14 protein-coding genes are annotated in these 23,645 nt (G+C 57.3%); 11 read left to right on the top strand and 3 right to left on the bottom strand.

Annotated features, from left to right (window positions below):
- The first annotated feature begins 28 nt into the window (after positions 1 to 28).
- From Poly51_RS01825 to Poly51_RS01810, 4 genes are all read left to right on the top strand, one after another.
- Complete coding sequence (locus Poly51_RS01825; protein WP_146453637.1) at positions 29 to 6,661, top strand: hypothetical protein; 6,633 nt, start codon at positions 29 to 31, stop codon at positions 6,659 to 6,661.
- A gap of 49 nt (positions 6,662 to 6,710) precedes the next feature.
- Entirely contained in the window at positions 6,711 to 9,086 is a 2,376-nt protein-coding gene (locus Poly51_RS01820) for a PulJ/GspJ family protein (RefSeq protein ID WP_146453636.1), read from the top strand.
- A gap of 122 nt (positions 9,087 to 9,208) precedes the next feature.
- Positions 9,209 to 9,550, top strand: a complete 342-nt coding sequence (locus Poly51_RS01815; RefSeq protein ID WP_146453635.1) for a hypothetical protein — start codon at positions 9,209 to 9,211, stop codon at positions 9,548 to 9,550.
- A 351-nt stretch (positions 9,551 to 9,901) separates the two neighbouring features.
- The gene (locus tag Poly51_RS01810) at positions 9,902 to 11,185 is read left to right on the top strand and encodes a 6-phosphofructokinase (RefSeq protein ID WP_146453634.1); all 1,284 of its coding nucleotides are present in this window, start codon (positions 9,902 to 9,904) and stop codon (positions 11,183 to 11,185) included.
- A 58-nt stretch (positions 11,186 to 11,243) separates the two neighbouring features.
- Here Poly51_RS01810 and Poly51_RS01805 read toward each other — a convergent pair whose 3' ends face one another.
- On the bottom strand, positions 11,244 to 12,779 hold the full coding sequence (locus tag Poly51_RS01805; protein ID WP_146453633.1) for a sulfatase family protein: 1,536 nt from the start codon (positions 12,777 to 12,779) through the stop codon (positions 11,244 to 11,246).
- A gap of 188 nt (positions 12,780 to 12,967) precedes the next feature.
- Complete coding sequence (locus tag Poly51_RS01800; protein ID WP_186775278.1) at positions 12,968 to 13,552, bottom strand: DUF2059 domain-containing protein; 585 nt, start codon at positions 13,550 to 13,552, stop codon at positions 12,968 to 12,970.
- A 275-nt stretch (positions 13,553 to 13,827) separates the two neighbouring features.
- On the opposite strand from Poly51_RS01800, the gene Poly51_RS01795 reads away from it, so the two are divergent.
- From Poly51_RS01795 to pckA, 6 genes are all read left to right on the top strand, one after another.
- Entirely contained in the window at positions 13,828 to 15,420 is a 1,593-nt protein-coding gene (locus Poly51_RS01795; RefSeq protein ID WP_146453631.1) for an ABC transporter permease, read from the top strand.
- Positions 15,421 to 15,677: 257 nt separating this feature from the next.
- Complete coding sequence (locus tag Poly51_RS01790) at positions 15,678 to 16,391, top strand: DUF3467 domain-containing protein (protein ID WP_146453630.1); 714 nt, start codon at positions 15,678 to 15,680, stop codon at positions 16,389 to 16,391.
- A 72-nt stretch (positions 16,392 to 16,463) separates the two neighbouring features.
- Entirely contained in the window at positions 16,464 to 17,111 is a 648-nt protein-coding gene (locus Poly51_RS01785) for a Maf family protein (protein ID WP_146455090.1), read from the top strand.
- Positions 17,112 to 17,254: 143 nt separating this feature from the next.
- Positions 17,255 to 18,217, top strand: a complete 963-nt coding sequence (locus Poly51_RS01780) for a DUF1573 domain-containing protein (RefSeq protein ID WP_186775277.1) — start codon at positions 17,255 to 17,257, stop codon at positions 18,215 to 18,217.
- A 73-nt stretch (positions 18,218 to 18,290) separates the two neighbouring features.
- Positions 18,291 to 19,307 (top strand): PEP-CTERM sorting domain-containing protein, encoded by a 1,017-nt coding sequence (locus Poly51_RS01775; protein ID WP_186775276.1) that lies wholly within the window; start codon positions 18,291 to 18,293, stop codon positions 19,305 to 19,307.
- A 63-nt stretch (positions 19,308 to 19,370) separates the two neighbouring features.
- On the top strand, positions 19,371 to 20,921 hold the full coding sequence (pckA, locus tag Poly51_RS01770) for a phosphoenolpyruvate carboxykinase (ATP) (RefSeq protein WP_146453628.1): 1,551 nt from the start codon (positions 19,371 to 19,373) through the stop codon (positions 20,919 to 20,921).
- Positions 20,922 to 21,062: 141 nt separating this feature from the next.
- Here pckA and Poly51_RS01765 read toward each other — a convergent pair whose 3' ends face one another.
- A complete protein-coding gene (locus tag Poly51_RS01765) occupies positions 21,063 to 21,629 on the bottom strand; it encodes a DJ-1/PfpI family protein (protein WP_146453627.1) in 567 nt (188 codons plus the stop codon).
- 378 nt (positions 21,630 to 22,007) lie between these two features.
- Between Poly51_RS01765 and Poly51_RS01760 the strand changes: the two genes are divergently transcribed.
- Complete coding sequence (locus tag Poly51_RS01760; RefSeq protein ID WP_146453626.1) at positions 22,008 to 23,630, top strand: outer membrane protein assembly factor BamB family protein; 1,623 nt, start codon at positions 22,008 to 22,010, stop codon at positions 23,628 to 23,630.
- Positions 23,631 to 23,645: the final 15 nt, after the last annotated feature.

Below are 23,645 nucleotides of genomic sequence, written 5' to 3'. Positions count from 1 at the left end.
GCGTAACCTCATCTCCCGAGGGCGTTCGATGAACGTTTCTACTCCACAAAACTATCGCTTCCTACGAACCGGTTCTCTAACCCGCCGGCGTCCCGATCGAGGCATCGTCCTGCTGATTGCCCTGGGCATGCTAGGATTGTTCAGCATCCTGGTTGTGACCTATGTCGTGTTCACAAGCCAGGCTCGGCAAGCGTCGGCTTCGATCAGTCGACAAGCGACGTCCCCAAGCCGCCCGAACGACTTGATGGAGGAAATCCTGACGCAAGTCCTGGTCGGCAGCCCGGATCCCAACTCGGTGACGTACGGCAACGACATGATGGGTGACCTCTACGGTTACGACTCATTGCGAACACGCGTAGCACACCGACGCACCGGAGCACCGAACGTCCAGATTGCACCGCTGGTTCGTGGGCAACTTTATGACGTGGCCACGACGCCCGAATTGGAATCGACGCTGTTTCGATTTCCGATGCGATTTAGCCGTTGGAACCATGACGGAAACGCCGCGTTCGAGCAGCAATTGCCTGAAAACCAGGCCGGTTACGACGGTCCGATCGTGTATCCCAATGCGACCGTAGCGTCCGACCCATGGACGATCGAGCAGTTCGATGACGCGTATGTGGGGCGGATTTGCACGTTCTTGGAAGGCCCGTTGAAGGGGCATTCGTTCCACATTGTGCGATCGTTCGGTGAAGACAGCAGCGCGACACCGCCGGCGAACTATGCCGGTACGTTGAACGACGAGTCCATGCTTCAGTACAACCTTGTGATCGACTTGTCGGAATTGCCGACGGATGAAATCCAGATCGATGGAACCTCGTATGACCTATGGACGGTCGCACGAGAATTCCCGATGGCACTGCTGTATGGTCCGGGCCCGGACAATGCGCCCGGCGAAGTCGATCGAAACGACGGAGTAACCCAACGAACACCGTACAACACGATCGGTGCGGTCGATGATCTGCTTGAATTGGGAACTTCGGATTCCGATGACGTGGGATACCAGTTCGTCATCAACGGACAAATCTTCAACGGTCGCGGAGTCGATGCCGGCTTTGCTGCGGTGCCTCCCTATCCGTTGACTTCACAGTTAACGGCCGTCATTCCTCGTGACTCGTTCGGCAACACGCGTCATCCGATTCCTGGTTCAAGTGCGTCAGTGATCCCGTATTCGGGTTGGGTAGAAAACGATGAATCCTACGCGGTTCAACCGAACTCACGTTTCTTGGGGCCACTGATCGGATCCGAACCGGACGAACCCTACGATGCGGCCGACCTGGAAAACTTGTTTCTGGCTTGGCAGCCTAGCGAGCGTCCCGTTGGCGTGAACAACCTGCATCCGGGTGAACCGACCGTCAACGCGCTGATCAATCAAGCGATTGTGCCGTCGTATCACCGTCCGGCATTGTTCAACTATCTGATGAACGAACCCGTAACCGATAACAACGGCGCCAATCCACGAACGTTCGGCGAAATGTTGGCGATGTCGCAACCCCAAGACGCTCAGCGGTTGGCGCGTTTGGTACGGCGACTGCGACGCGCTTGTATGCGTCCGCTGCCGTTCTCGGGGAATACCGAAGACCTTGATGGCGACGGCGAACAGGTCGACGGCACGCCCTATTTCAGCGGATCGAATCCGACTTTAATTTTGAACGAATCCTTGGACCCCGACGGCGATGCGAATCAAATTTTGCGTCTGGCCCGATGGTTGGTGAACGGTCCTTGGGATGTGGACAACGACGGCGACGGAGTTCCCGACAGCATTTGGGTCGACTTCCAACTTCCATCATTCACTGCGGCGGACGGTACTTTGGTCAAGCCGATGGTGGCTCCTTTGATGGAAGACCTTGATGGTCGAATCAACATCAACACGGCGGGTTCGTTCTCTCAGTTGGCCTACAACTTTTTCGATCTCGATCCGAGTCACTTCTCAGGTTTTACCGCCGATAACAAGGCGGCGCCGACAGCATCAACGCCGCGTTTGATGCGTCGTGGGTTGGGTGTCGGTCCCGCCGAAATCAATCCACGTTTGTTGCTGGACCCCTATCGCGCCAACCACTTCGTGTGGAGCACGGCAACGCCAACGACCGAACCGAACCCGTTCTTCCTGGGAATGAACAATCGAAACCTGATGTTCCAGGTTCTGTCCGCTCGCAGCGGTGGCGGAGGCCAAACGATTTCGGCACCCGGTGTTGACGAGACGTCGACGTCGCCCGTGTTGACGGTGTTTGACGACGACTTGGTCAGTCAAACGATTCACCCGGTTCGCCGCCCGTTGCATGACCAGAATGCGCCGATGGGGATTCCGATGGACATGCACGGTCGTAGCCGTTTGGACATCAACGTCAACGGTAACTTGGTCGTCCAGAATCTGGATGCCAACGTTCCCGGCACGACTCCGTTGATCATGAATGAAACGATCAATGACCCGTATGAAATTGCGACCAAGGGCTCGTCGCTTGGCAACGATGATCCGTTCACGTTGTCGGAACTCGTGTCGGTACTGAACTACAAACGACCCGGCGCGGGCGCGGTTCGGACACGCCTGCTGGAATTGCTGGAAAGCGATTTGATCAACGGCAACAACGAACTTGAAACCAAGATCACGACAGAGAGCCGAAGCCAACGCAATCCTGAATTCATGGGATTCGCAAACGCGACGGACTTCATCGCCGACTTGCTTCGACAGATGCCGGGCTACGCATCACGTTGGGCTGGTGCGTCGACCGCACAACGCAACGCCGCCGAATTGGCGGTCAAGCGAATGCTTGCGATCGAGATTCGCAAGGGAACGAAGCTGAACCTGAACCGTCCGCTGGGTAACGGTGCGGATGCGACGGCGGGAACCTATCCCGAGTTCATCGACGAGCCGGCGGAAACGGCCAGCGAAGCAGCTTTCCCCGGGTTCAATGCACCCAGTTCGACTGCGATCGCGGATTACGTTCCCACACTTGGCGATTCGACGGTGGCACCGGAAAGTCAAACCAATGACTTCACCGATTTAACGGCTCAAGAATTGTTGGCACGTAACATCTATTCGCTGATGTTCGCATTGGTTCGTGACCCTGCGGCATTGGATCCTACGATGGAGCTATTGATTCCCAACTTCCCGTATCCACCACAGTTTCGTTTTGATGCGGGGAATCCACGCGCGATTGCTACGGCAACGGGTGCGTCGATTGGCGGCGAAATCCAGCGTGCCAACCGATACGCGGCACGCCGACTGGCTCAGTGGGCGGTCAACGTCGTCGATTTTCGTGACCATGACGCGATCATGACCCGGTTCCGTTACGACGAAGATCCATTCGACGCCGACGGTTGGGCCGACAACACCGGCGTGTTCCAAACCGTTTGGGGCAAGGAAACTTCAGATATCCAAATCACCGAAGCATCCAGTTTCCACGATATGCGAACGGCGGATACCAGCGTCGACGATGGCGCCAATGACATGGGTCCCGAAGAAAAGGAACGTGACGGAACCGCCGCTGCTGCGACGCCCGATGCGGACGTTGACCAGTTGCGGATCCCGCAAGCGAGTTCGTTCGTGGAACTTCTCAATACGCGAACTCCGGTTCCGACGGGAAGTCTTTCGATTCGGTATCCGAACGAGCTTTACGGTTACGACCACGACAATGATGCGACGACGCCGCTGATCAACACCGAATCGCTTCACTTGGCGCGAACGGTTGGAACTGGAACCGCACGTACTCCGGTTTGGCGACTGGCCGTCGGTGTACCGGCGGGGCCAGCGTCTCCGTATGACGTGCCGCGTTGGTTGATGGATGCCGGTCGTTTGAAGGACTTGGTGAATGATCCGTTCGCCGAAGCACCGGTCTCACCTTGGCCGCCGTCTGCAGCGACCGCTCCGATCGTTACGCCCGATGATATTGCCAAGGCAACCGAACGCTATCGACACACGGCGGACTTTGAACTCGGTGGCGATCTCTTGGCATTCGAAGACAACGACCCAATGGATAACCATTCTTTGGTACTGGACCGTGTGGTTTGGTTCACTGACCTGGATCCTTCCGCACTGAACCCTGCGGCGCTGGGTGGCGTTGCGGTCGAGCAAGTCTATCGCAACATCCTGGCCAGCAATCCGAACGCGCCGCCCGCTTTGGCGCCGGGACAGTTCGCCGTGATCGCGCCGCGTACGGTTACGCGTCTTGGCGAGAAGGCATCGGTAGTCGAAACGAACGCTTTCCTCTATGACCCGTCGGATCAACGCTTCGAGCTGGAATTTGACGGCAACGGAAACAACACTTGGACGTTCAAGTATTACAACCTGAACGACACGACAACGTCGAACGAGTACTTCGAAGACGCCCCGGGTAACTTCCGATACCGCGGTATCCTTCCCATTGTCGCCCAGGCACAACGCCCGGTGCGACCGGACTGGAACCAATACTTCACGCAATTGGCCGCACAGCCCGATCGTCAAGTGGATTTCGGTTTCAACATTTCAGCACCGAATCCGAATATCACCTATTACCCGGCACCGTTGTTCGACGAAACGCTCAACGACACGCTCAATCCGGGGGCGGGCAACTTGGCGTATCCGCTTTTCGATTCTTACTACGACGCCGAAGGGATGGCGGGCAATCCGCTTGACCAACCGGTCGATGAATTGCCCGGTGCACCGTTGCTGGCGCGCGGGTGGCGTGGTGGTGGTACTCACCAAGACGCCGCGACGTTGTTCTTGCAACGGTTGGCGGATCCGACACGTATCTATGATGCGACGACGAATCCCTACATCACCGTCGATGTTCACTCGATGGACTTGACGGTGTATAGCGGACATGAAGATCTGGGCAGCACGGTCACGGTCGCCGGAAACCCGGAACCGGTCGACCCGTTGACCCTTGCTTACACCGACACGATGCGCATGGACACGCGTCGCAAGATTCCGGATACTTCCAATGATCGATACGCACACATCGCGGTTGCCGGAACACCAACGGCGTTGGTCAATCGTTCGATGTTGGGATACCGTCAAAACGTGCTGCAAACTGGCACGCTGGTACCACCGTTGGGACCCAACGCGGCACACTTTTCGTATCAATTCCAAACCGGACTCGGTACTGCGGCCACCTACGAAACCGGCCCCGGCGCGAATTTGGACCTTTCGGCGACCCCGTTCCCCGAAACGTTTGGGTACTTGAACCGCGAATGGGGAATGCCGCGAGCATCGTCGGGCATTCCGCCGGCCCTGGTTTCGCTGGTTGGTTTGCCAGACAATACGTTGTTCGCGATTCAACCTTGGCTAGACCGTGATTACAGTTCGCCGATCGAGATTGCTTCGGTATCGGCATCCAGCACGGTTCGCTTTGGCATGGAATACGGCCCCGGCACGGTGTTGGACGCGAATCCGTCCACCGCAACAACGGTGAATGAATCGACGGTTCAATTCCCGCACTTGCTAGGCTTCGACACCGGTTACAACCCGTTGGTGGCGCGTCCGCTGTTCGAGCAAATCTTTGACTTTGCCGATACGGGACCCATTTACGCGGACGGTGAAAAGTGGGTGGAGCCGACGCAGGTTGACTTCGTCAGCGCGCCGCCGCCCGGTTTCCGATCGGTCGACTTCAATCGGATCACCGAAACGCTTCGTCCGCCCTTCAACAGCATTTCGCTGCATCGTGTCCCCGGGAAAATCAACCCCAACACGACGCCCGATTATGCGGCGGTTGCCGGTGGCACGAACGTCAGTGTGACGAATTTCGACCGGCTCGAAAATCCAGCGGATCCTGACAACGGGACTGCCAACGCATCTCGCTACTCGGCATCGGGTGCGGCAGGTTTTGGCGGCGATGGTTCCGTCTATCAATCGCTTGCTTGGGGCTTCTCGACGTTTGCGGAAATTGACAACTTGTCAACGTTGCCGACGATCGAAACGGAATCGAACCTGTACGCGAGCACTCAGGATTCACCGTACGGTTACAACTTCAAAGGCTTCATCGAGTCGCGAACGGGATTCACGCAAACGACACCGCTTGGTTCGTTGTCGTCACCTCGAATCGAGTTGCAAAATCGCCAAGTGGACCCTCGCTATCCGTCGCGATTTGTCGGAGTGTTCGCGCCGATGTCGGCTCAAGGATTTCCGTTGGTTCCCAACGCTGCGGGTGTGACGTCGTTCAACAGCTACCTGCAGGCGAACAAGGGACTAGCGAGCCAGCACGACAAGCATCGGATCGATCTGAGCCTGTTTCGTCCGCACCCCGACATGGACGATCGCGAGTTTGTTGGCGGCACGTTGCCATTGCCCAACGAATTCAACATTCGCACCGAACCAGCTCTAGGGGGTAATCCCGAGTGGCGTTCGCGATTCTTGAACACGCCGCTGTTTGAGCGTCCGCAGTCGGAACTGCACCGCGAAGATCGGCTGCATGATCACATCGATCTGTTCCGCTATCAAAACGCTGCGAAGTTGGCGAACCTGACCACCAACCATAGCAACGTGTTCTTGATGCGGTTCACGGTCGGGTACTTCCGCTTGGATGCACAATCGGGCGAGGTTGGGCAGGAATACGGTTTCGATACGAATCAAGCTGTTCGCTATCGTGGCACTGCGATCCTTGACCGTTCGATTCCAGTTTCCTACGAACGCGGCAAACCTGGAAACACCGAGAACGCTGTGATCTACAAGAGTGGATTGGAGTAAACCTGAAATGATGACTTACCATCCAAACCGCTTTCCGACGAAGAAAACGATGACTGAAAAAATAACGGCTAAGCGATCGGGATTCACACTGCTTGAATTGTTGATCGCCACAGCAGCAACGCTGTTGATCATGGCAAGCTTGACGCGTGCGTTCAGCTTGATCGGGATCACGGTTCGTGATAGTCGTGCGGCCGTCTCGTTAAGCAGCGATACGCGTGACATCAATTTCCGATTGCGGAACGATTTGAACGCCGTGACCGCGTCGACGGATCCGACTCGTCCGGACGACGGTGTCGGGTACTTCATGTATCAAGAAGGACCGTTAGCGAAAGCGACGACGGCATCTTTCTTTGGCTATGGATTTGCCAACGTTACGGAAAATACGGCCCAGGGATATTTGCCGCTCAGTCGTTGGGGCGATAACGATGACTACCTTGCGTTCACCGCAAAGGCGGATGAGGGCAACCCGTTCTCGGGCGTCGTACCGTGGGGCGTTTTGGAGGCTCAACGGGCCGTAGCGATCGTCAGCGCGGGCGGCGCCTATACCGTTCCGGCAGGATACGATGCATTCCAGCCGGTAACGATTACGAGCGATTATGCCGAAGTCGTGTACTGGGTGGCACCGCGAATTTCGACGGGGACGCCTTTCGCAACCGACAACGGTGTTGCAACGGACGGGATGAACGAAGATGGCATGCCGAACTACATCGATGTGGATTCCAACGGACTGCCCACGGGCACCGCGAACACCGATTCCGATGGCTATCCCGACGAATTGGTTCTTTATCGCCGCACGCTGCTGATTCGACCTGACCTGAATGTATCGTTCAACGATATCCCGGCGTCGATTCGCGCCGCTTCGTTCCAAAACACTCCGACGACGGTCCCGCTAAACTCGATCACAACCATGCGGGCTGATCAACCGACCCTATGTATGTTGAGGCAGACGACGTCGGCGTTTGAAATCGATCGCGCAGACCGGTTCATCACGCCTGACTACACGGCAGCAGCGGCAACTTCGGGCGGGATTTGGGAATACAACGCGGGGATCGATCAACCCAATTGGCTTGTCGGGATGGCTGCGGTTAGCCAGCAAATGGACCTGTCCGTTGCACGCGATTTTGTCCTGGCACCGTCGGCGACAAGTGGTGGTATACCGGTCGTAAATACGGGGCGTCCGTCAGTAAACTTTTCGGCCAACAACCTTGAACAACTTCGTGATCCGCATCGCCGCTTCGCGCACGTGATGATGCCCGGATCGTTATCGGTTCCCGCGGCGGCAAGCTTTGGTGCCAGCGGGGGCAGTCTTGCTTGCTCGATGCCATTGTTGGCGCTATCGCCACCCAACCGATTCTTAACGACTGGTGTCGTGCGAACCCCCGCGACGACGACCTCGCTTTTTGGCGGCGGCGTTGCCGACAAGTTCACATTGAACGGATACTTGCGACCCGAGTTCGCCCTCGGCGGAAGCCGGGAGGGTGAGGATATGGTTGCCACCAACATTGTTTCGTTTGATGTTCAAGCCTTTGATACAGGCGCACCCGTTTTTGTAAGCGGTGGTGCTGACTTGGATCCGGGCCGATCCGGAATTGACGATGACCTGAACGGTACAGTCGACGACTTGGACGAGATGGGGGCCATCCTGTCGGATGACCGAGCCATTGCGCCCGATGATCCCTATTTCTTCTTCGGGCTTCGCAACCTTGATTCGCGGACGGCAACGATCCCTGGGCCAATCTCGCGTCCGATGTCGCGGGGCACGTTTGTCGACCTCGGATACTTTTTCCAAACCGGTGGAAATGTTCGTGGTGAAGGGAGTTACTCGGGAAGCGGCACGTTCTTGATGAACGAGTATGGAACGCTCTGCAGTAACGCGTTCTCGGGTATGCGTTACACCTCGCTTGTTCCGCCGCCGCCGGCGGCGGCACCCGGTTTCCCAAACAACCGATACTTGGAAATTTGGCCCGGGCTACGTCGCAGTGGTAAATGCCTGTTCCGTCGAAACGCCCAATTCGTCATCCAACCCACCTTTGATTCGTGGACGAATGGTTACGAGACCGATGCGTTGAACCAAGTTTCTTACGACACCACGTGGCGGCCTTCACCGGTTACGGTCGGGAATGTGAATGACATCAACTCCTTAGATGTCGGTGCGACCTATTGGGTCTTCAACGGAAGTGCGGCGACGATATCACCCACCGTGGGGCCGCCGGTAGCCATTCCGCCACCACCGGCGCCCGCCTTGCCATTTGATTTCACAGACCCGCAAACCAACGCGACCGTCTTTGACAACGGTAGCGTCAGCCGAGACACGTTGCCGCCGATCGAGGTCAAGCTTCCTGCGATCAAGATCACCGTTGAGAACTACGATCCGACGACAAAGCAAGTTTCAACCTCGGAAATCGTTCACCACTTCGGGAAATGATGTTCAACGGCAATCGTTACCATCGTTGCACGTCCGCCGTTTCGGTCGTAGCGCTCGTTGCGGTGGCCGGCTGGAGATGTTTGGCGTTGGGAACAGCGACAACCCCCGTTGAGTCGGGGGACTTGGTTCATTCGCAACATTTTGAAACTGATGCTTACGTTGGCGTCGATGCGGGGGCGGATAGGCTGCCAGGCATTGCCAACGTCGACGATGGCTTCGATGGGGTTGTCGATAACCCGGTCGAATTGGGCGCGACCGGAAGTGATGATCGCTTCGTCGTGATGACGGCGGATCAATACGCTATGGCGCCCGATTTGTTACCTCTGGTACTGCAGCGCGGCGCCTGGATCGGTGATGACGTCGTCGATTCTGTTGTCACATCCGAGGTGCCTCGGCGGCAATTCTTTCGCTTTGAAAACCGCGCCGGCGTCTGGGAGTTCATGAAGTCATCGGACGTTCAGTGAACCGATCTGACGCTGGGGAGTGGGTGTTAGGTTTTGGGTGACCCTATGTGGCCGTGCGACGCCGTCGCAGGGTGTACGTTGTTCTTTGTCTGCTGCTTTGCAGCTGACGTCCCGCGACGGCGTCGCGGGTCCACGTTGGGTGTCAGGTTCTGGGGGAGGTGGGAGATGGCTGGATTTGGCGAAAGTCTGGTGTTCTGAACCTCCTGACCGCGACGGATTGCCCAGATTCCCTTGGGTCAGTCTTGCGGGACGGACGGTAGCCTTGCGGGATCCTTTCGGGAAACGCCGTGGGGGCGTAAAATCGGGGCCGGTGAATGATTTCCTCTGACTTCCCTTTGTTTTCACGACGATATGCCCAACCTGCCCAATTTCGATATCAAACGCGTCGCGATCCTGTTCGCCGGAGGACCGGCACCTGCCGCCAACGCCGTCATCTCCACGGCCGCTCATTCGTTCTTGGAAGAGGGCGCCCAGGTCTTTGGCATCAAGCACGGTTACAGCCGATTGGCCGAGTACACCGCCGCCGGTCCGTTGCAGGAAGGCACCGACTACATCCGATTCACTCACGAAACGCTGACCAACGCACGTTGCAGTCGCGGCATCATGATCGGAACAGCTCGGACGAACCCCGGGAAACATGTCAGTGCACCGGAGCACTTAAAGGATCCCGAGTTGGTCGCTCCGCTGCGACGTGTCTACGAAGGGCTGTGTTCGTTGGAAGTCGATGCACTGATCTCGATCGGTGGCGACGATACGCTCAAGACCGCTAACAAGATCAAGATGTTTCAGGACAACTTACCCGCCGGTGCGCGTAAGTTCCCGGTCATTCACTTGCCCAAGACGATCGACAACGACTACTCAGGGATCGATTTTACGTTCGGTTTCTTCACGGCCGTTGAAACGTTGGCCGAAGAAATTCGCAACCTGAACTACGATGCGGCCGCGGGACGCGCGTACTTTTTGTGCGAAGCGATGGGACGCAGTGCCGGTTGGTTGGCGTACGGCGCCGCAATCGCGGGCGAAGCGTCGATGGTGATGTCGGTCGAAGACATCACGGGCAGCCTTGCCGACACCGAAGTCATCAACGTCGAAACCGGCCAGACTCGCAAGGTCATGGCGATGGACCGCGTCGTCGACAAGATGGTCGACATGATGTTGGCACGCGAACGCGAGGGGCGCCAGTACGGCACGATCGTCGTCGCCGAAGGCATGGCGGAGTTCTTGCCGTCGAAGTATCTGGAAGGCATCAGTCGCGATGATCACGGTCACATCAACATCGCGTCGATCAACTTCTGTGCGATGATGGCGGGGCTGGTCAAGGATCGCTACAAGGAACGTTCGGGCAAAGTCCGCAAGGTCAACGGCTTGCAAATGGGCTACGAAGCACGTTGCGCACCACCGCACGCCTACGACGTGATGCTTGGATCGCAATTGGGCGTCGGCGCCTACCGAGCCCTGGTCGAGGAAAAGCTAAACGGCGTGATGGTTTCGGTATCGGGTCAATTCAACCTGCACTACGTTCCCTTCGAAGAACTGGTTGACCCCAAAACGCTGGTCACGAAGGTCCGCTACATCGAAACGGACAGCGATTTTCACCGACTGGCTCGTTTCTTGGAAACGTGCGTCGATAGTTGAGAGACCACCGGGCCTTACGCCCGCGGGCGTCCGTGGGGTTTCTTCGTCAATGAATTCGCTAATCGATGAATTCGGCGGGGAACGCCGCCTGTTTCGACTTTCTTGAATCGCGCAGCGGGAACAGGGGTCCGCGATCTTCCAACAGCGGCATTTCGTTGCCGTTGGTGGACTGAATCATCGACCACAGTTCTTCGTTCATGCTGGCGATACGCTGTGCGTGCTCCGGTGCATCGATCAGGTTGTTCATTTCGCCGGGGTCCGCTTCCAGGTCGTACAGTTCGTCGCGATCCCACAGTCCGTGACAGCGGATGTATTTCCATCGACCGCCGATGATTGCGTGCAGCGTCGGCGTGTGGGGATAGTTGCGTTCCCAGTAGTATTCGTAGAGCAACGATTCTCGTGACGTGGATTTGTCCGCGTTGCCGCATAGCGAATTCCAAAAGCTTTGGCCGTCGACGTTTTCAAGTCGATCGGTTCCCGTGGCATCCAAGATGGTGGGTGCGATGTCGATGTTCCCGACCAGGTCGTTGAAGACGGTTCCCGCGGGAACTCGTCCGGGCGCGACCATCAAAAGCGGCACCTTTGCGCTGGCTTCATAGGCGACTCGCTTGTCGATCAGGCCGTGGTCGCCGAACTGGAACCCGTTGTCACCCATGTAAATGAACAAAGTGTTTTCGGCCAAACCCCGATCGGACAAGTGCTTGCGTAAACGGCCGACACCGTCATCGACTGCCAACAAAGATTCGCAGTAGCGGCGGTAATAGACTTCCGGCGAAAAGTCCTTCAGGTTGTAACCGAAGTCAACGCCGTGACGCGAATTGCGTTGGTTGCGGACCCACATCGGCATGTTCCCGGCGTCCATCGCTGCGACGGTTGGGATTTCGATTGGCAGTTTTTCGTTCTCGTAGCGACCGCGGTGGCGATCGGCCGGAACGAAATCGGCATGGACGGCTTTGTGGCTGACGTACAAAAAGAAAGGCTTCGATCGATCGGTTTTATCGATCCAGTCGATCGCTTCGTCGGTCAAATCGTCGGTGATGTAGCCCTTTTGTTCGACGCGTTTCCCATTCACGTTCAACCCGTCGTACGTGGTTTGAGGCACTTCACGCGTGGTCCCGTGTCCGTCGGGCCAATAGGTGCCTTGGCCCTTGAACGATATCCAGTGGTCGAACCCTCGCTGGGGATCGTCGACTTCGCCACCCATGTGCCATTTGCCCACGAATGCGGTTTGGTAGCCCGATGCTTGCAGTCGTTGGGGGAAGAACACTAGAGTCGGATCGACGGGGTGGTAGTTGTCGACGACGCGGTGGTTGTGCGCGTATTGACCGGTCAGAATCGACGCACGACTGGGCGAACACAGCGACGTGGTCACGTAGGCACGCGTCAACATCGCTCCGTCGCGGGCCAGCGAATCGATGTGTGGCGTTTCCAAGAACGGATGGCCGGCGGCGCCAAAGCAATCGAACCGATGGTCGTCACAAAGGACGAACACCACGTTCATCGGCGCCGCGTTCCCTGGAGATTGGGCGAATACGCGATGGGACGCGCCAAAAGCCAGTGTGACCAGGAACGCGAGGAAGCAAAGAAGTTTCATCTTGAGCGATCGGTTGGGATACTCGCCAATCCGTCGCTCAGATTTTGCAAACGTTTTGACACTGGGGAAGGTCAGCATGAAAGGCGAAACGCCGGCGAGAAAAAGTGTCCGACCCCTTTGGCCGGGAACCGGCCGTTCCGTTGCTTTGCACAAAAGGGGTCGGGCACTTTTTTCTCGCCTCTTGGCGACTATTCGGGCGCGATTTCTTTAATGCCTTCGGCTTGCATTTCGGCTTGCTTTTTGGCCATGGCTGCTTGCAGTTCGGCCATGTTGGCTTGGACTCGCTTGCCACCGATTTGGGCGCTGGCGGCGGCCAGGGCTGGCAAGCGTTCGGCGGCTTTTCGACCGACGGGCGTTTGATAGAACGCGGTCAGTTGACGGATTTCATCTTCGGTAAACGTGTCGCGATAGATGGTGATCATCTCGCCTTTGATTTTGTCAAACGAAAGGTGTTTTTGCAGAAACGCCTTCATCACATCGGCAAACATTTCCATCTGCGGGTTCTGCTGAATCTGCATGGCCAGCATTTGGTCAATGCTGCGGCGCGTGGTTTCTTCCATTCGCATCGTGACCAAGAATTCTTCGATCGCGGCGGCATGTGAATCTTGCGGCGCGTCGGCGCTGGAATCATTGGCGGTTGCGACGGCAGCAGTCTTATCGGCAACGGGCGCATCGGCAACGGGCGCATCGGCAACGGGCGCAGCGTCTTGGGCGATCGAGAATGAGGCGTTCGCCAAGGCGATACACAATGCGAAAGTCAGTCGAGTCTTCATGGAAGCCTTTGAGGTTGTCGGCTCGCGGTCGCCGCGAGTTGGGGGATTGGGGGAGCGCGGTCCCGGATGGGTCGTTGCACCCCGATTGTAGCCGGATGGGTTTGCCGCTGCGACGATTCCCGTCGTTGAATGTGTGATTTGGCATCCGAGAGCCGAACCATGCGGGGGTCTACCCTGGACGGCTGGTCTCCGTAGTGGCACAGCGGCTTGGGGCGTGGCACAATCAACCACCGTTGATCGAATTTGGATAGTCGCGTTCTCGAATGGCATCTCCCATGACAACTCTTGCCACGGAAATTCCGGTCCCGCCGACGCCTAGCCGACTGGATCGGCTGGACGCGTGGTGCGAACGGATCGGCGATTCGTTGAATCCGATTTTGGTGAAAGAGACGCGGCAAGCGTTGAAGAGTCGTCAGTTTGTCGGCACGTTTTCGGTGTTGTTGGTTGCGGCGCTTGCGTGGACGATTATCGGCAGCCTTTCGATGATGCCGCAGATCTACACGTCGCCGTCGGCTCCCCGGATGCTGATCGGATACTACTTGGTGTTGGCATTGCCGATGTTGGTCGTCGTTCCCCTGGCGGCTTACCGATCGCTTGAGGGCGAGATCGATGATGGCACGTTGGAGTTGCTTTCGATCACGGTGCTAAGTCCGTGGCAAATTGTGCTTGGGAAGTTGGCCAGCGCGATGTTGCAGATGTTGCTTTACTTCGTCGCGCTATTTCCGTGCGTCGCGTACGCGTACACGCTGCGAGGCGTCGATCTGCCGACGACGCTTTTGATCATGGGGATCTTATTGGTTGCCGGGATCGTGTTGACGATCGTGGCGTTATTTTTTGCGCCACTTGCGCGAACGCGGACGGGACGCATCACGACGCTGTTGGCGGTGATGATGTTGTTGCTAGGTGCGGAATGGGGATTAGCTTACATGGTCATCAGCATGATCTTGGAAGGCAATCCGATGTCAGCCAACGGCATGTTGTTTGCCGTCATCGCGACGTTGTTGGTTGCTTTCGCGATCGGCCATTTGTTGCTGACCGCAACGGCGGCCCAGTTGACTCCCGAGAGCGAAAACCGATCGACTCATTTGCGAGTCTCGTTGCTGTTTTTAACGACGGTGGTTCTAGGTGTGGCGGTGTTGGGCATTCGGATGCTGGAAGAAGTCGGTATCGGTTTGTCGTTCATGTTGGCGTTGTTCTTGGCCGGGCTTTGGACGGTCACAGGCAGCATGATGGTGGCCGAGTCGTCGACCATCACTCCGCGCATTCGACGAGAATTGCCTAGCAGTTTGTTGGCTCGGATGTTTTTGACTTGGTTAACGCCCGGGCCCGTCAGCGGATTGGTGTTTTCGGTCGTGACGATTTTTATCGTCAACATCGCCATAGCTTTGGTGATTCAGTTGGCCGCTGAGCAAGCCGTTTTTAACTCGTTTGCGCCCCGGTCCGCAATTTCGATGCTCAGCCGGTTGTGCGTCGCCTACTCGGCATACTTGGTCGGTTTTTTGACGATCGTTCGTTGGGTGGTCGCGGCGGTTCGCATACGCAACCACCCGCGTGTCGAAGTCGGTTTGGCAGCCATGATTGCCGTGGCGATGTTGGCGGCGCTCGTGCCGTATTCGATCGGTCTGCACTACAACGACTATCGTTCATATGCATACTCGCCGTGGCAGATCACGAATTGGGTGTGGACGTTGGGCCAGATTCTTGATCGATCCAACACGAACTACATCGTTGAAACGATTTTGGTGTTTGTTACGATCGGGTTCTTCGCCACCGTCATGGCGTCACCGGGGATCGTGATGCCTCGTCGCACGGCGATGCCAGAGCGGGTGAAACAAGAATTGGAAAAACCGTCGACGTCGCCTTCTTGAAAATCAAGCTCAGGATTTCACGGGCAACCCTACGTGGCACTGCGACTCCGTTCGCAGGGTGTACTTTGATCCAAAAGCTATTTTGCAGCTTACGTCCCGCTCGCAGAGTCGCGGGGCCATGTAGGGTGGCCCGTTTGTGAGGCATCTCGAAAAACCAAGCTGCCTCGGAATGCTAGGCGGGGTGTAGACGTTTGGACCGAGCGCCTAGAATGGGGCCAGACCCTTGCCGACCGTCTTCTCTTTCCCAACTTTACCGCATGACATCGGATTCCAACCTGCCGTCTCCTGGGCGACCCGAATCGGGTGACAACAATCCGGCCGTTCGAGCACGTGTGCCGGACGGCGTTGCGGATGGATGTTTCAGCACCGGCGCGATCGTGATGACGGGGCCCAGTGAGTACGTGGTCGATTTTTTGCAAACGATCGGACGTCCTCATAAGGTGGCCAAACGCGTCGTGATTCCGCATCCGGTGATGCCACAATTCATCGAGGCGTTGAATACGAATTTGGAACTGTACAAACAGCGCTTCGGGGCACCATCGGCGCCGCCGGTTGTTCCGCCCGATCCGAATCAGCGTCGTCCGTCGCCGCAAGAAATTTACGACGACTTGAAGTTGCCCGATGAAGTTCTAAGCGGCGTGTATGCCAACGGAGTGATGATCGGTCACGGTGCCAGCGAATTTGGTTTGGATTTCTTGACCAGTTTCTTTCCGCAGTCCGCCGTCAGTGCACGAGTCTTCGTTGCGGCCGGGCAAGTGCCACGGTTGCTCGATTCGCTGCGCGGCGCGGTCAAGCAGTTGGAACAACGGCAACACGGCGGAGGACAAAATCCGCCACCGAATTTGCCCAACGCACAGGATCCGAATACACAGGATCCGAATAATCAGGGTCCAAATTCACCGCCCGGTGAATCGCCTCTGCCGCCGCCGCCCGGTGATGATCCGCCGCCGCCCACGCCTCCGACGGCGTGATCGGTTCGCTCGTTGACCTGTGTGATCTCAAGTAGTTTCCGCTCTATGTCTGCTTCTGAAGACTTGCCATTGATGCGTGATTTGCCTCACGCGACGCTTCCCACCGACGAGCCGATCATTTTGGCCAGCGGGTCGCCGCGACGTGCGCAATTGATGAAAGCGGCGGGCTACGATTTTTCGGTGATCGTTGCATCCGACGAAGCCGAGTGTGGGATGTGCAGCCGCGAAACGGCGCCCGAAATGGTTGCCCGTTATGCGTACCGGAAAGCCGCCGATGTGGCCACAAAAGTTGACAATGGATTGATCATTGCGGCGGACACGGTCGCGTCGTGCGTGGGCCAGATTTTGGGCAAGCCGCGCGACCAGGATCACGCCGAGGCGACGTTGCGGTTGTTGAGTGGGCGTCGCCACGATGTCTATACGGGCGTCTGTATCTGGTCCGTGAAACTTCAAAAGTGCACCGTTGACGTCGTGCGAACGGAGCTGATGATGCAACCGCTGAGCGATTCGATGCTGGAGGGCTATCTGGATTCGATGCTTTGGGAGGGCAAGGCCGGCGCGTTCGGGTATCAGGACGGCAACGATTGGTTGTCGATCGTCGGTGAGGGCAGCGAGAGCAACGTGGTGGGCCTGCCGATGGAGCGTTTGGCAGAATTACTGGAAAAGTTCGACTCAATTGCCGAAACCGTTATTACCGGAATAACCGAACCGCCTGGGTAATTTTGGTCAAATTTGCTAACCTGTCTTACCCAGACGCTCAAGTCTGTTGCGTGATGAAGTTTTCCCTCCACTAACACCGGTATGGAATGATGGTGCGTTCTTGTTGTTTTCGAATCTCACCCGCTTGGTTGATTGCTGCGACGATGGTCCTAGGCATCGTCGGGTTCGCAAACATTGCAACGGCCGATAACTACGCGGACAAGATGTTCGAAGTCAAAACCCACGATTTTCGAACCGTGGGCCGGGGCACGAAGTGCGAATATCACTTCGATTTCACGAACATCTACAACGAAGAAGTCCACGTCGCGGCCGTCCGCACCAGCTGTGGATGCACGACACCGACGTTGTCGGCCGATACCTTGAAGACGCATGAAAAAGCGTCAGTCGTGGCGACGTTTAATACCAGCACGTTCATCGGTCAAAAAGCGGCGACGATCACGGTCGTTTTCGATCGTCCGAAGTACGCGGAAGTCCAATTGAAGGTCAGTGGTTTCATTCGCACGGACATCACGTTCGACCCGCCGGAAGTTGCCTTTGGCGAAGTTCCGTCCGGGGAAGAACGGGAGCGTGAGGTGATGATCACCCACAACGGAAACACCGACTGGGAAATCCTAGACGTCCGCAGCCACTGCAGCGATCTTCGCGTCCGGCTGGAGCCCGCCGAGCGAACATCGGGCCAAGTCCGTTATCGCATGGCGGTCCGGATGAACGGCGACATGTCCGAGGGCGACATTCGCGAACGCTTGACGTTGATCAGCAACGATCGCAGCTTTCCAACGACCGAAATGGCGATCTCGGGCCGAGTTCGTCCGACGGTCAGCATCTCGCCCGAGGCGGTAAGTCTGGGCACGACAACGGCCGAAGGTTCGGCGGAAAAGAAGTTGATCGTTCGCGGTGACGAGCCGTTCGAAATCAGTGACGTGGAATGCGCCGACGAGCGGTTCCAGTTCGAGGTGCCTGTCGGTTCCAAGAAGCTACATATGGTCAAATTGGTTTACACCGGTGACGGCTCGACCGAGCCGATTTCTCAAGAAATTCGGATCGTCACCAGTCTGTCGGGCGGCAAGTCGGCCACGTGCATCGTGACGGGCACGGTCTCGCCCTGAATCGCCCCCGTGGGTGTCGTGACGGAGTAGAATGGGGCCTCGCTTGTGTCCCCGCCCACCCCGAGTCACGCCGATGATTGCTCGATATTTCGCTTGTTTGTTGACAATTGCGTCGCTTGCAGGGCCTGCAACGGCTGCGGTGGTAACGCCCGGCAACATCCTGGTGATGGACCAAACGACCAGCAGCATTCGCGAATTCTCGACCAGCGGCGTGTTCGTGCAGAGTTTTGCCGTGTCGCCGGCCGCGGGCGCAGGGTCGTCCGACGTACCTCGCGATCTTGTCGTCGATACGATCGGCAACATGCACGTCTTCAACGGCACGTTCACTCCGTCGTTGTCGACCATCAATCAGGTCACCAGTGCTCAAGTCGACCGAAATGGACCCGGCACGGGTTTCGCGTCGGCCAATGCGACCAATCGAGGCGGTATCGCAGCGATCGGGTCCAACGTCTTTGTTGCCGATGCGCCGATCGGTGCACGCAACGAGAAGGGGATCATTCGGTTCGAGGCGGGCAATGGGTTCGCGACCACTCGTTTCGGAACGGATTTCATTGCCAACGATTTGACCTTTGGCGCCGATGGTCGACTGTATGCGCTCGGTACCGAATCGCCGGCCGCAACGGCGTCACCGGGGCACATCAACGTTTACGATCCCAACAGTTTGGCCAGGGTTGACCAAATCGTTTTGCCCAGCGCGACGCAAGCGATGAGCCTTCGCGGCGTCGCGGCCGATGGGACTGGTAACATGTTTGCCGTGATCGGCACCGGCTCGGTTTTGAGGCTGGACGCCAGCGGCGCAGTTGTTGGTTCTTTAAGCATCATCGGTGCGAACGATTTGTACGACATCGATATCGACGTCAATGGCAACTTGTTGACCACCGGCACGGACAGCAACGTCCACTTGACCAACACGGGATTCACATCGCAAACCTCGTTTCTTGCGGCCGGTTCACCCTCGGTTCCTGCACCCCGCATGTTCGCAACGTTTGCCACGCCCGTCCAAGCGGTTCCGGAGCCGTCGACGTGGATTGCACTTTTATTTTGCGGGGCAATCGCTTGCAAACGTCGACGCCGGGTCGCCAGCGTTTGATAACAGCGCTAGACTCAGACGAATCACATTTCCCCCATCTTCGTCTGTTTTTTGGTGCCCCCGATGAGCGTCAATCCCATTGATTTGTCCGGATACGGAATTCATGTAACCGACATCATCCACAACGCAACGCCGGCCCGGTTGTACGAGTTCGCGATCACTGGCCAACACGCGGTGATTTCTGCGTCGGGTGCGCTTGCCACGCGCAGCGGTGACAAAACGGGCCGCAGCCCCAAAGACAAACGTATCGTTGATCATCCCGATTCGTCAGCCGATATTTGGTGGGGCGATATCAACATGCGATTGACGGATCGATCGTTCGCGATCAACCGCCAACGGGCGATCGACTATCTGAATACTCGCGACCAGATTTACGTGTTCGACGGTTTTGCCGGCTGGGATCCCGATCACCGGATCAAGGTGCGTGTGATCGCCGAGAGTGCTTATCACGCTCTTTTCATGAACAATATGTTGATCCGTCCCGACGCCGATCAATTGGCCAACTTTGGCGAACCCGATGTCGTGATCTTCAACGCGGGTGCTTTCCCCGCCAATCCCTACACCGCGCAGATGACCAGCACGACAAGCATCGATTTGTCGATCGAGCAGGGCGAATTCGTCATCTTGGGCACCCAGTACGCCGGCGAAATGAAGAAGGGTGTCTTCACGGTGATGAATTACTTGATGCCTAAGCGGGGCGTGCTGAGCATGCACTGCAGCGCCAATCAATCCGCCGCCGGTGACTTGACGTTGTTCTTCGGTTTGTCGGGAACGGGCAAGACGACGTTGTCGACCGATCCGGCGCGGCAATTGATCGGCGATGACGAGCATTGTTGGTCGGAAAACGGCGTCTTCAATATCGAAGGCGGCTGTTACGCGAAGGTCATCCATTTGAGCAAGGACAGCGAGCCGGAAATCTTTGACGCGATTCGCTACGGCGCGGTGCTAGAGAACGTGGTCTTCGACGAGACGACGCATGAGGTCAATTACGACGACGCGTCGATCACCGAAAATACTCGCGTCGCCTACCCGATTGAGTTCATCAAGAACGCGAAGATTCCTTGCGTCGGTCCTCACCCCAAGAACATCATCTTTTTGACGTGCGACGCGTTTGGCGTTCTGCCACCGGTGTCGAAGTTGACGACTGAACAGGCGATGTACCATTTCGTCAGCGGCTATACGGCCAAGACGGCGGGCACGGAAATGAACGTCAACGAACCCACGGCAACGTTCAGCGCCTGTTTCGGGGCCGCGTTCTTGATGTGGCATCCGTTGAAGTATGCCGAGTTGTTGGCGAACCAGATCCGCGCCCATCATGCCCAGGCATGGTTGGTCAACACGGGTTGGGCCGGTGGTCCACACGGCGTCGGCAAGCGAATGAGTCTGAAGCACACACGGGCGATCATTGACGCGATCCACGATGGATCGCTTGCCGATGCGGAAACGCGAACGGACCCGACGTTCGGTTTGGAAGTGCCGACGAAGTGCGTGGGCGTGCCATCCGAAATCCTTTGGCCACGCGACGCATGGGCGTCGGGTGACACCTATGACATCGCCGCGGCCAAGTTGGCGAAGCTGTTTGAAGACAACTACAAGAAGTTCGAAATCAAATAACGCACCGGATTCGCGGGGGGACGGTTAGCAGCCCGTTGAAAAAGGAGTCTGACCCTCTCCGGCGTTTCGAGTTCTCAATGTTTCAGCAACGTCTCCAAAGGGTCAGTCTCCAAAGGGTCAGACCCCTTTTTCAATAGGCTGTTAGCCCAGCACTCGCATGAATTCTCGCATCCATGCCGGGTGTGCCGGCCAAGCCGGTGCGGTGACCAGATTGCCGTCGACGTGAGCTGAGTCCATCGTCGCGGCAGGTTCGACGTAGGTTCCGCCTCCGGCCTTGATCTCGGGCGCGACCGCCGGATAGCAACTGCAGTGACGGTCGTTGAGAACCCCGGCGGCAGCTAGGATTTGAGGTCCGTGGCAGATTGCGGCGATCGGTTTTTTGGCGCTCGCGAAGTGCCGCACCATCGCCAATACTTCTTCGTTCAGCCGCAGGTACTCCGGCGCCCGGCCGCCGGGGATCACCAATGCGTCGTATCCGGCCGGATCGGTGCTTGCGAAATCCGCCGTCACGGCGAATCGGTGTCCCGGTTTTTCACTGTACGTTTGATGGCCTTCGAAATCATGGATCGCGGTGGCGACTGTGTCGCCAGCCGACTTTCCGGGGCAAACCGTGTCGACCGAGTGGCCGGCGCACAGCAGGATTTGGTAGGGCACCATCGCTTCGTAGTCTTCAACGAAGTCGCCAACGAGCATCAAGATCTTTTTCATGGCAAAACGGATTGCGGGAAGGAGGAATGTGGAGGGACGGGACGAGAGGTCAGTAGTGACTAATTTAGCGACCGTAGCGAAAAGCGGGTGACTCGATAGCTGAGCCCCGCTTAGACCCGCGTAGACCCGCGACGCCGCTCGCGGGATGTCAGCTGCGAAGCCGTTCAGGGTTATGAACAGGGTATACCACGTAGGGTTGCCCGAAAGCTGGGGCCCGACGTGGACCTTTGCGTGGGCAAATCGCCAAAATCCGGACACTCGGCACATTCACCACGGAAGTCCGAGAATCGACGTTTCTTTCCTTCGCGGAAGCCTGGGCGGTTAGTTAGACTAAGGCTGGACCTCTTTCTTTCGCTACTCGAGCACCCGCGAACCTTCATGCATCGCTTTCTCGCCCTGGCTTGCGTCGTTTCGGCCATCACATTCCGTTGCGAAACCGTCTCTGCCGACGAAACCCTGATGCCCGACCGTGTCGCCAAACGACTGGGTCTGGTGGAAGCTTGGCAGCGGGGCATTTCGGCGCCCAATGGAGCTGTATCGATTGCGGACCAGCAGATTTTCGTGCACCGCAACAATCCCCAGGTTTACGTCGAAATCGTGACGGCTGGGAAAGCCCCAGCGGATACCAAGAAACCAGCGGATGCGGAAGCAGCAACCAGTGCTGACGCCGGCGACACGGCGACCGCGGCGGCGGCGGCGGCCCAGGATGACGTGCTGATGCGAATCACCGTCAATACGGCTGATGCGGCAGGCAACTCGATCGACCTGAAAGAAGCCGAGCGTCTTGCCTCAAACGAAATTCGACGACTCAAACGTCGTGGTGTCACGGCAACGATGCGAACGACGGAAGTCCCGCGAGTTGTGATTTACTCGATCGCCGACGACGGTGGTCTCGAGGCAAGGGACGCAGAAACCGGCCGGGCGATTTGGAATACTCACGTCGGTCAACGAGGTTTGCATTTTGGACAGTTGGGCGTCAGCGAAGAATTTGTGACCGTCATGAACGGTGCGAACCTGATTCAAGTCAATGCGGCGAACGGCGATACGACGACGGAAATGAGAACGCTGAACGCGCCCCAGTTCGGCGCCATCAACTCGGGCGACTTCGCGATGGTGGTTACCATCGGCGGTGGCCTGGAATGTTACCCGCTTACCGATCCGTCGCTGGATCCGTTCCGCGAGATTGTTGACGGTCGTGCGCTGGCGTCGCCGACGAAGTCACCTTCGTCATCGCGAACTGCATGGGCGACCGACCGAAGTTTGGTTTACGTGATGGAGTTGTTGGGCAAGCCATCGACTTTGTTTCGACTGGACACCGACGGGATGATCACGGGTCGAATCGCTGCTGCCTCGAACGATCGTTTTTTCTTCGGGTCGGATGCCGGCCAAGTCTACGCGATTCGCGCCACCCGCAGCGGTATCGTGTCGTGGGTGACTCCATTCGGCGAGCCCTTCTATGCCGAACCGCTGGTTGTAGAAGACCAGGTCATGTTGGTGTCAACGTATGGCCGTGTATTTTCGATGAACGTCGAGACAGGCGACCTATCTTGGGACGCGCCGGCGACCAACATCGCACGTCTTATCGGTGGTTTCGGTGACCATGTTTATGCCGTCACCATGGGCGGTTCGCTAACGGTTCTCGATCGTAAAACAGGAAACACGGTGTCGACTTTCACGGAAGTTCGACCAGCCCGGGAACTGACCAATCGCGAAACCAATCGGCTTTATCTGGTCAGTGATTCCGGGGCTGTTCAATGTCTGCGGCCGCTCAATTCGAAGTTGCCGAAGTTCAATACAACACCGGATCCGAAACCGATCGTCGAAGCCGAAGAAGAAAAGGTGGAAGAGAAGGAATCGTCCAGCCCATTCGATGCCGGTGGGATGAATCCGTTCGGCGCCGGTGGCGATCCGTTCGGTGCCGGTGGCGCTTCGGGTGATCCATTCGGTGGTGGCGGCGACGCCATGGCCGACCCATTCGGTGCCGACCCGTTCGGTAACTGATCGCAAGCCCGGAGT

Origin of the sequence: Rubripirellula tenax (assembly GCF_007860125.1) — a bacterium.
Lineage (GTDB): Bacteria > Planctomycetota > Planctomycetia > Pirellulales > Pirellulaceae > Rubripirellula > Rubripirellula tenax.
The sequence above is the reverse complement of the archived record's forward strand: the minus strand, read 5'-3'. Positions and strand labels throughout refer to the sequence as shown.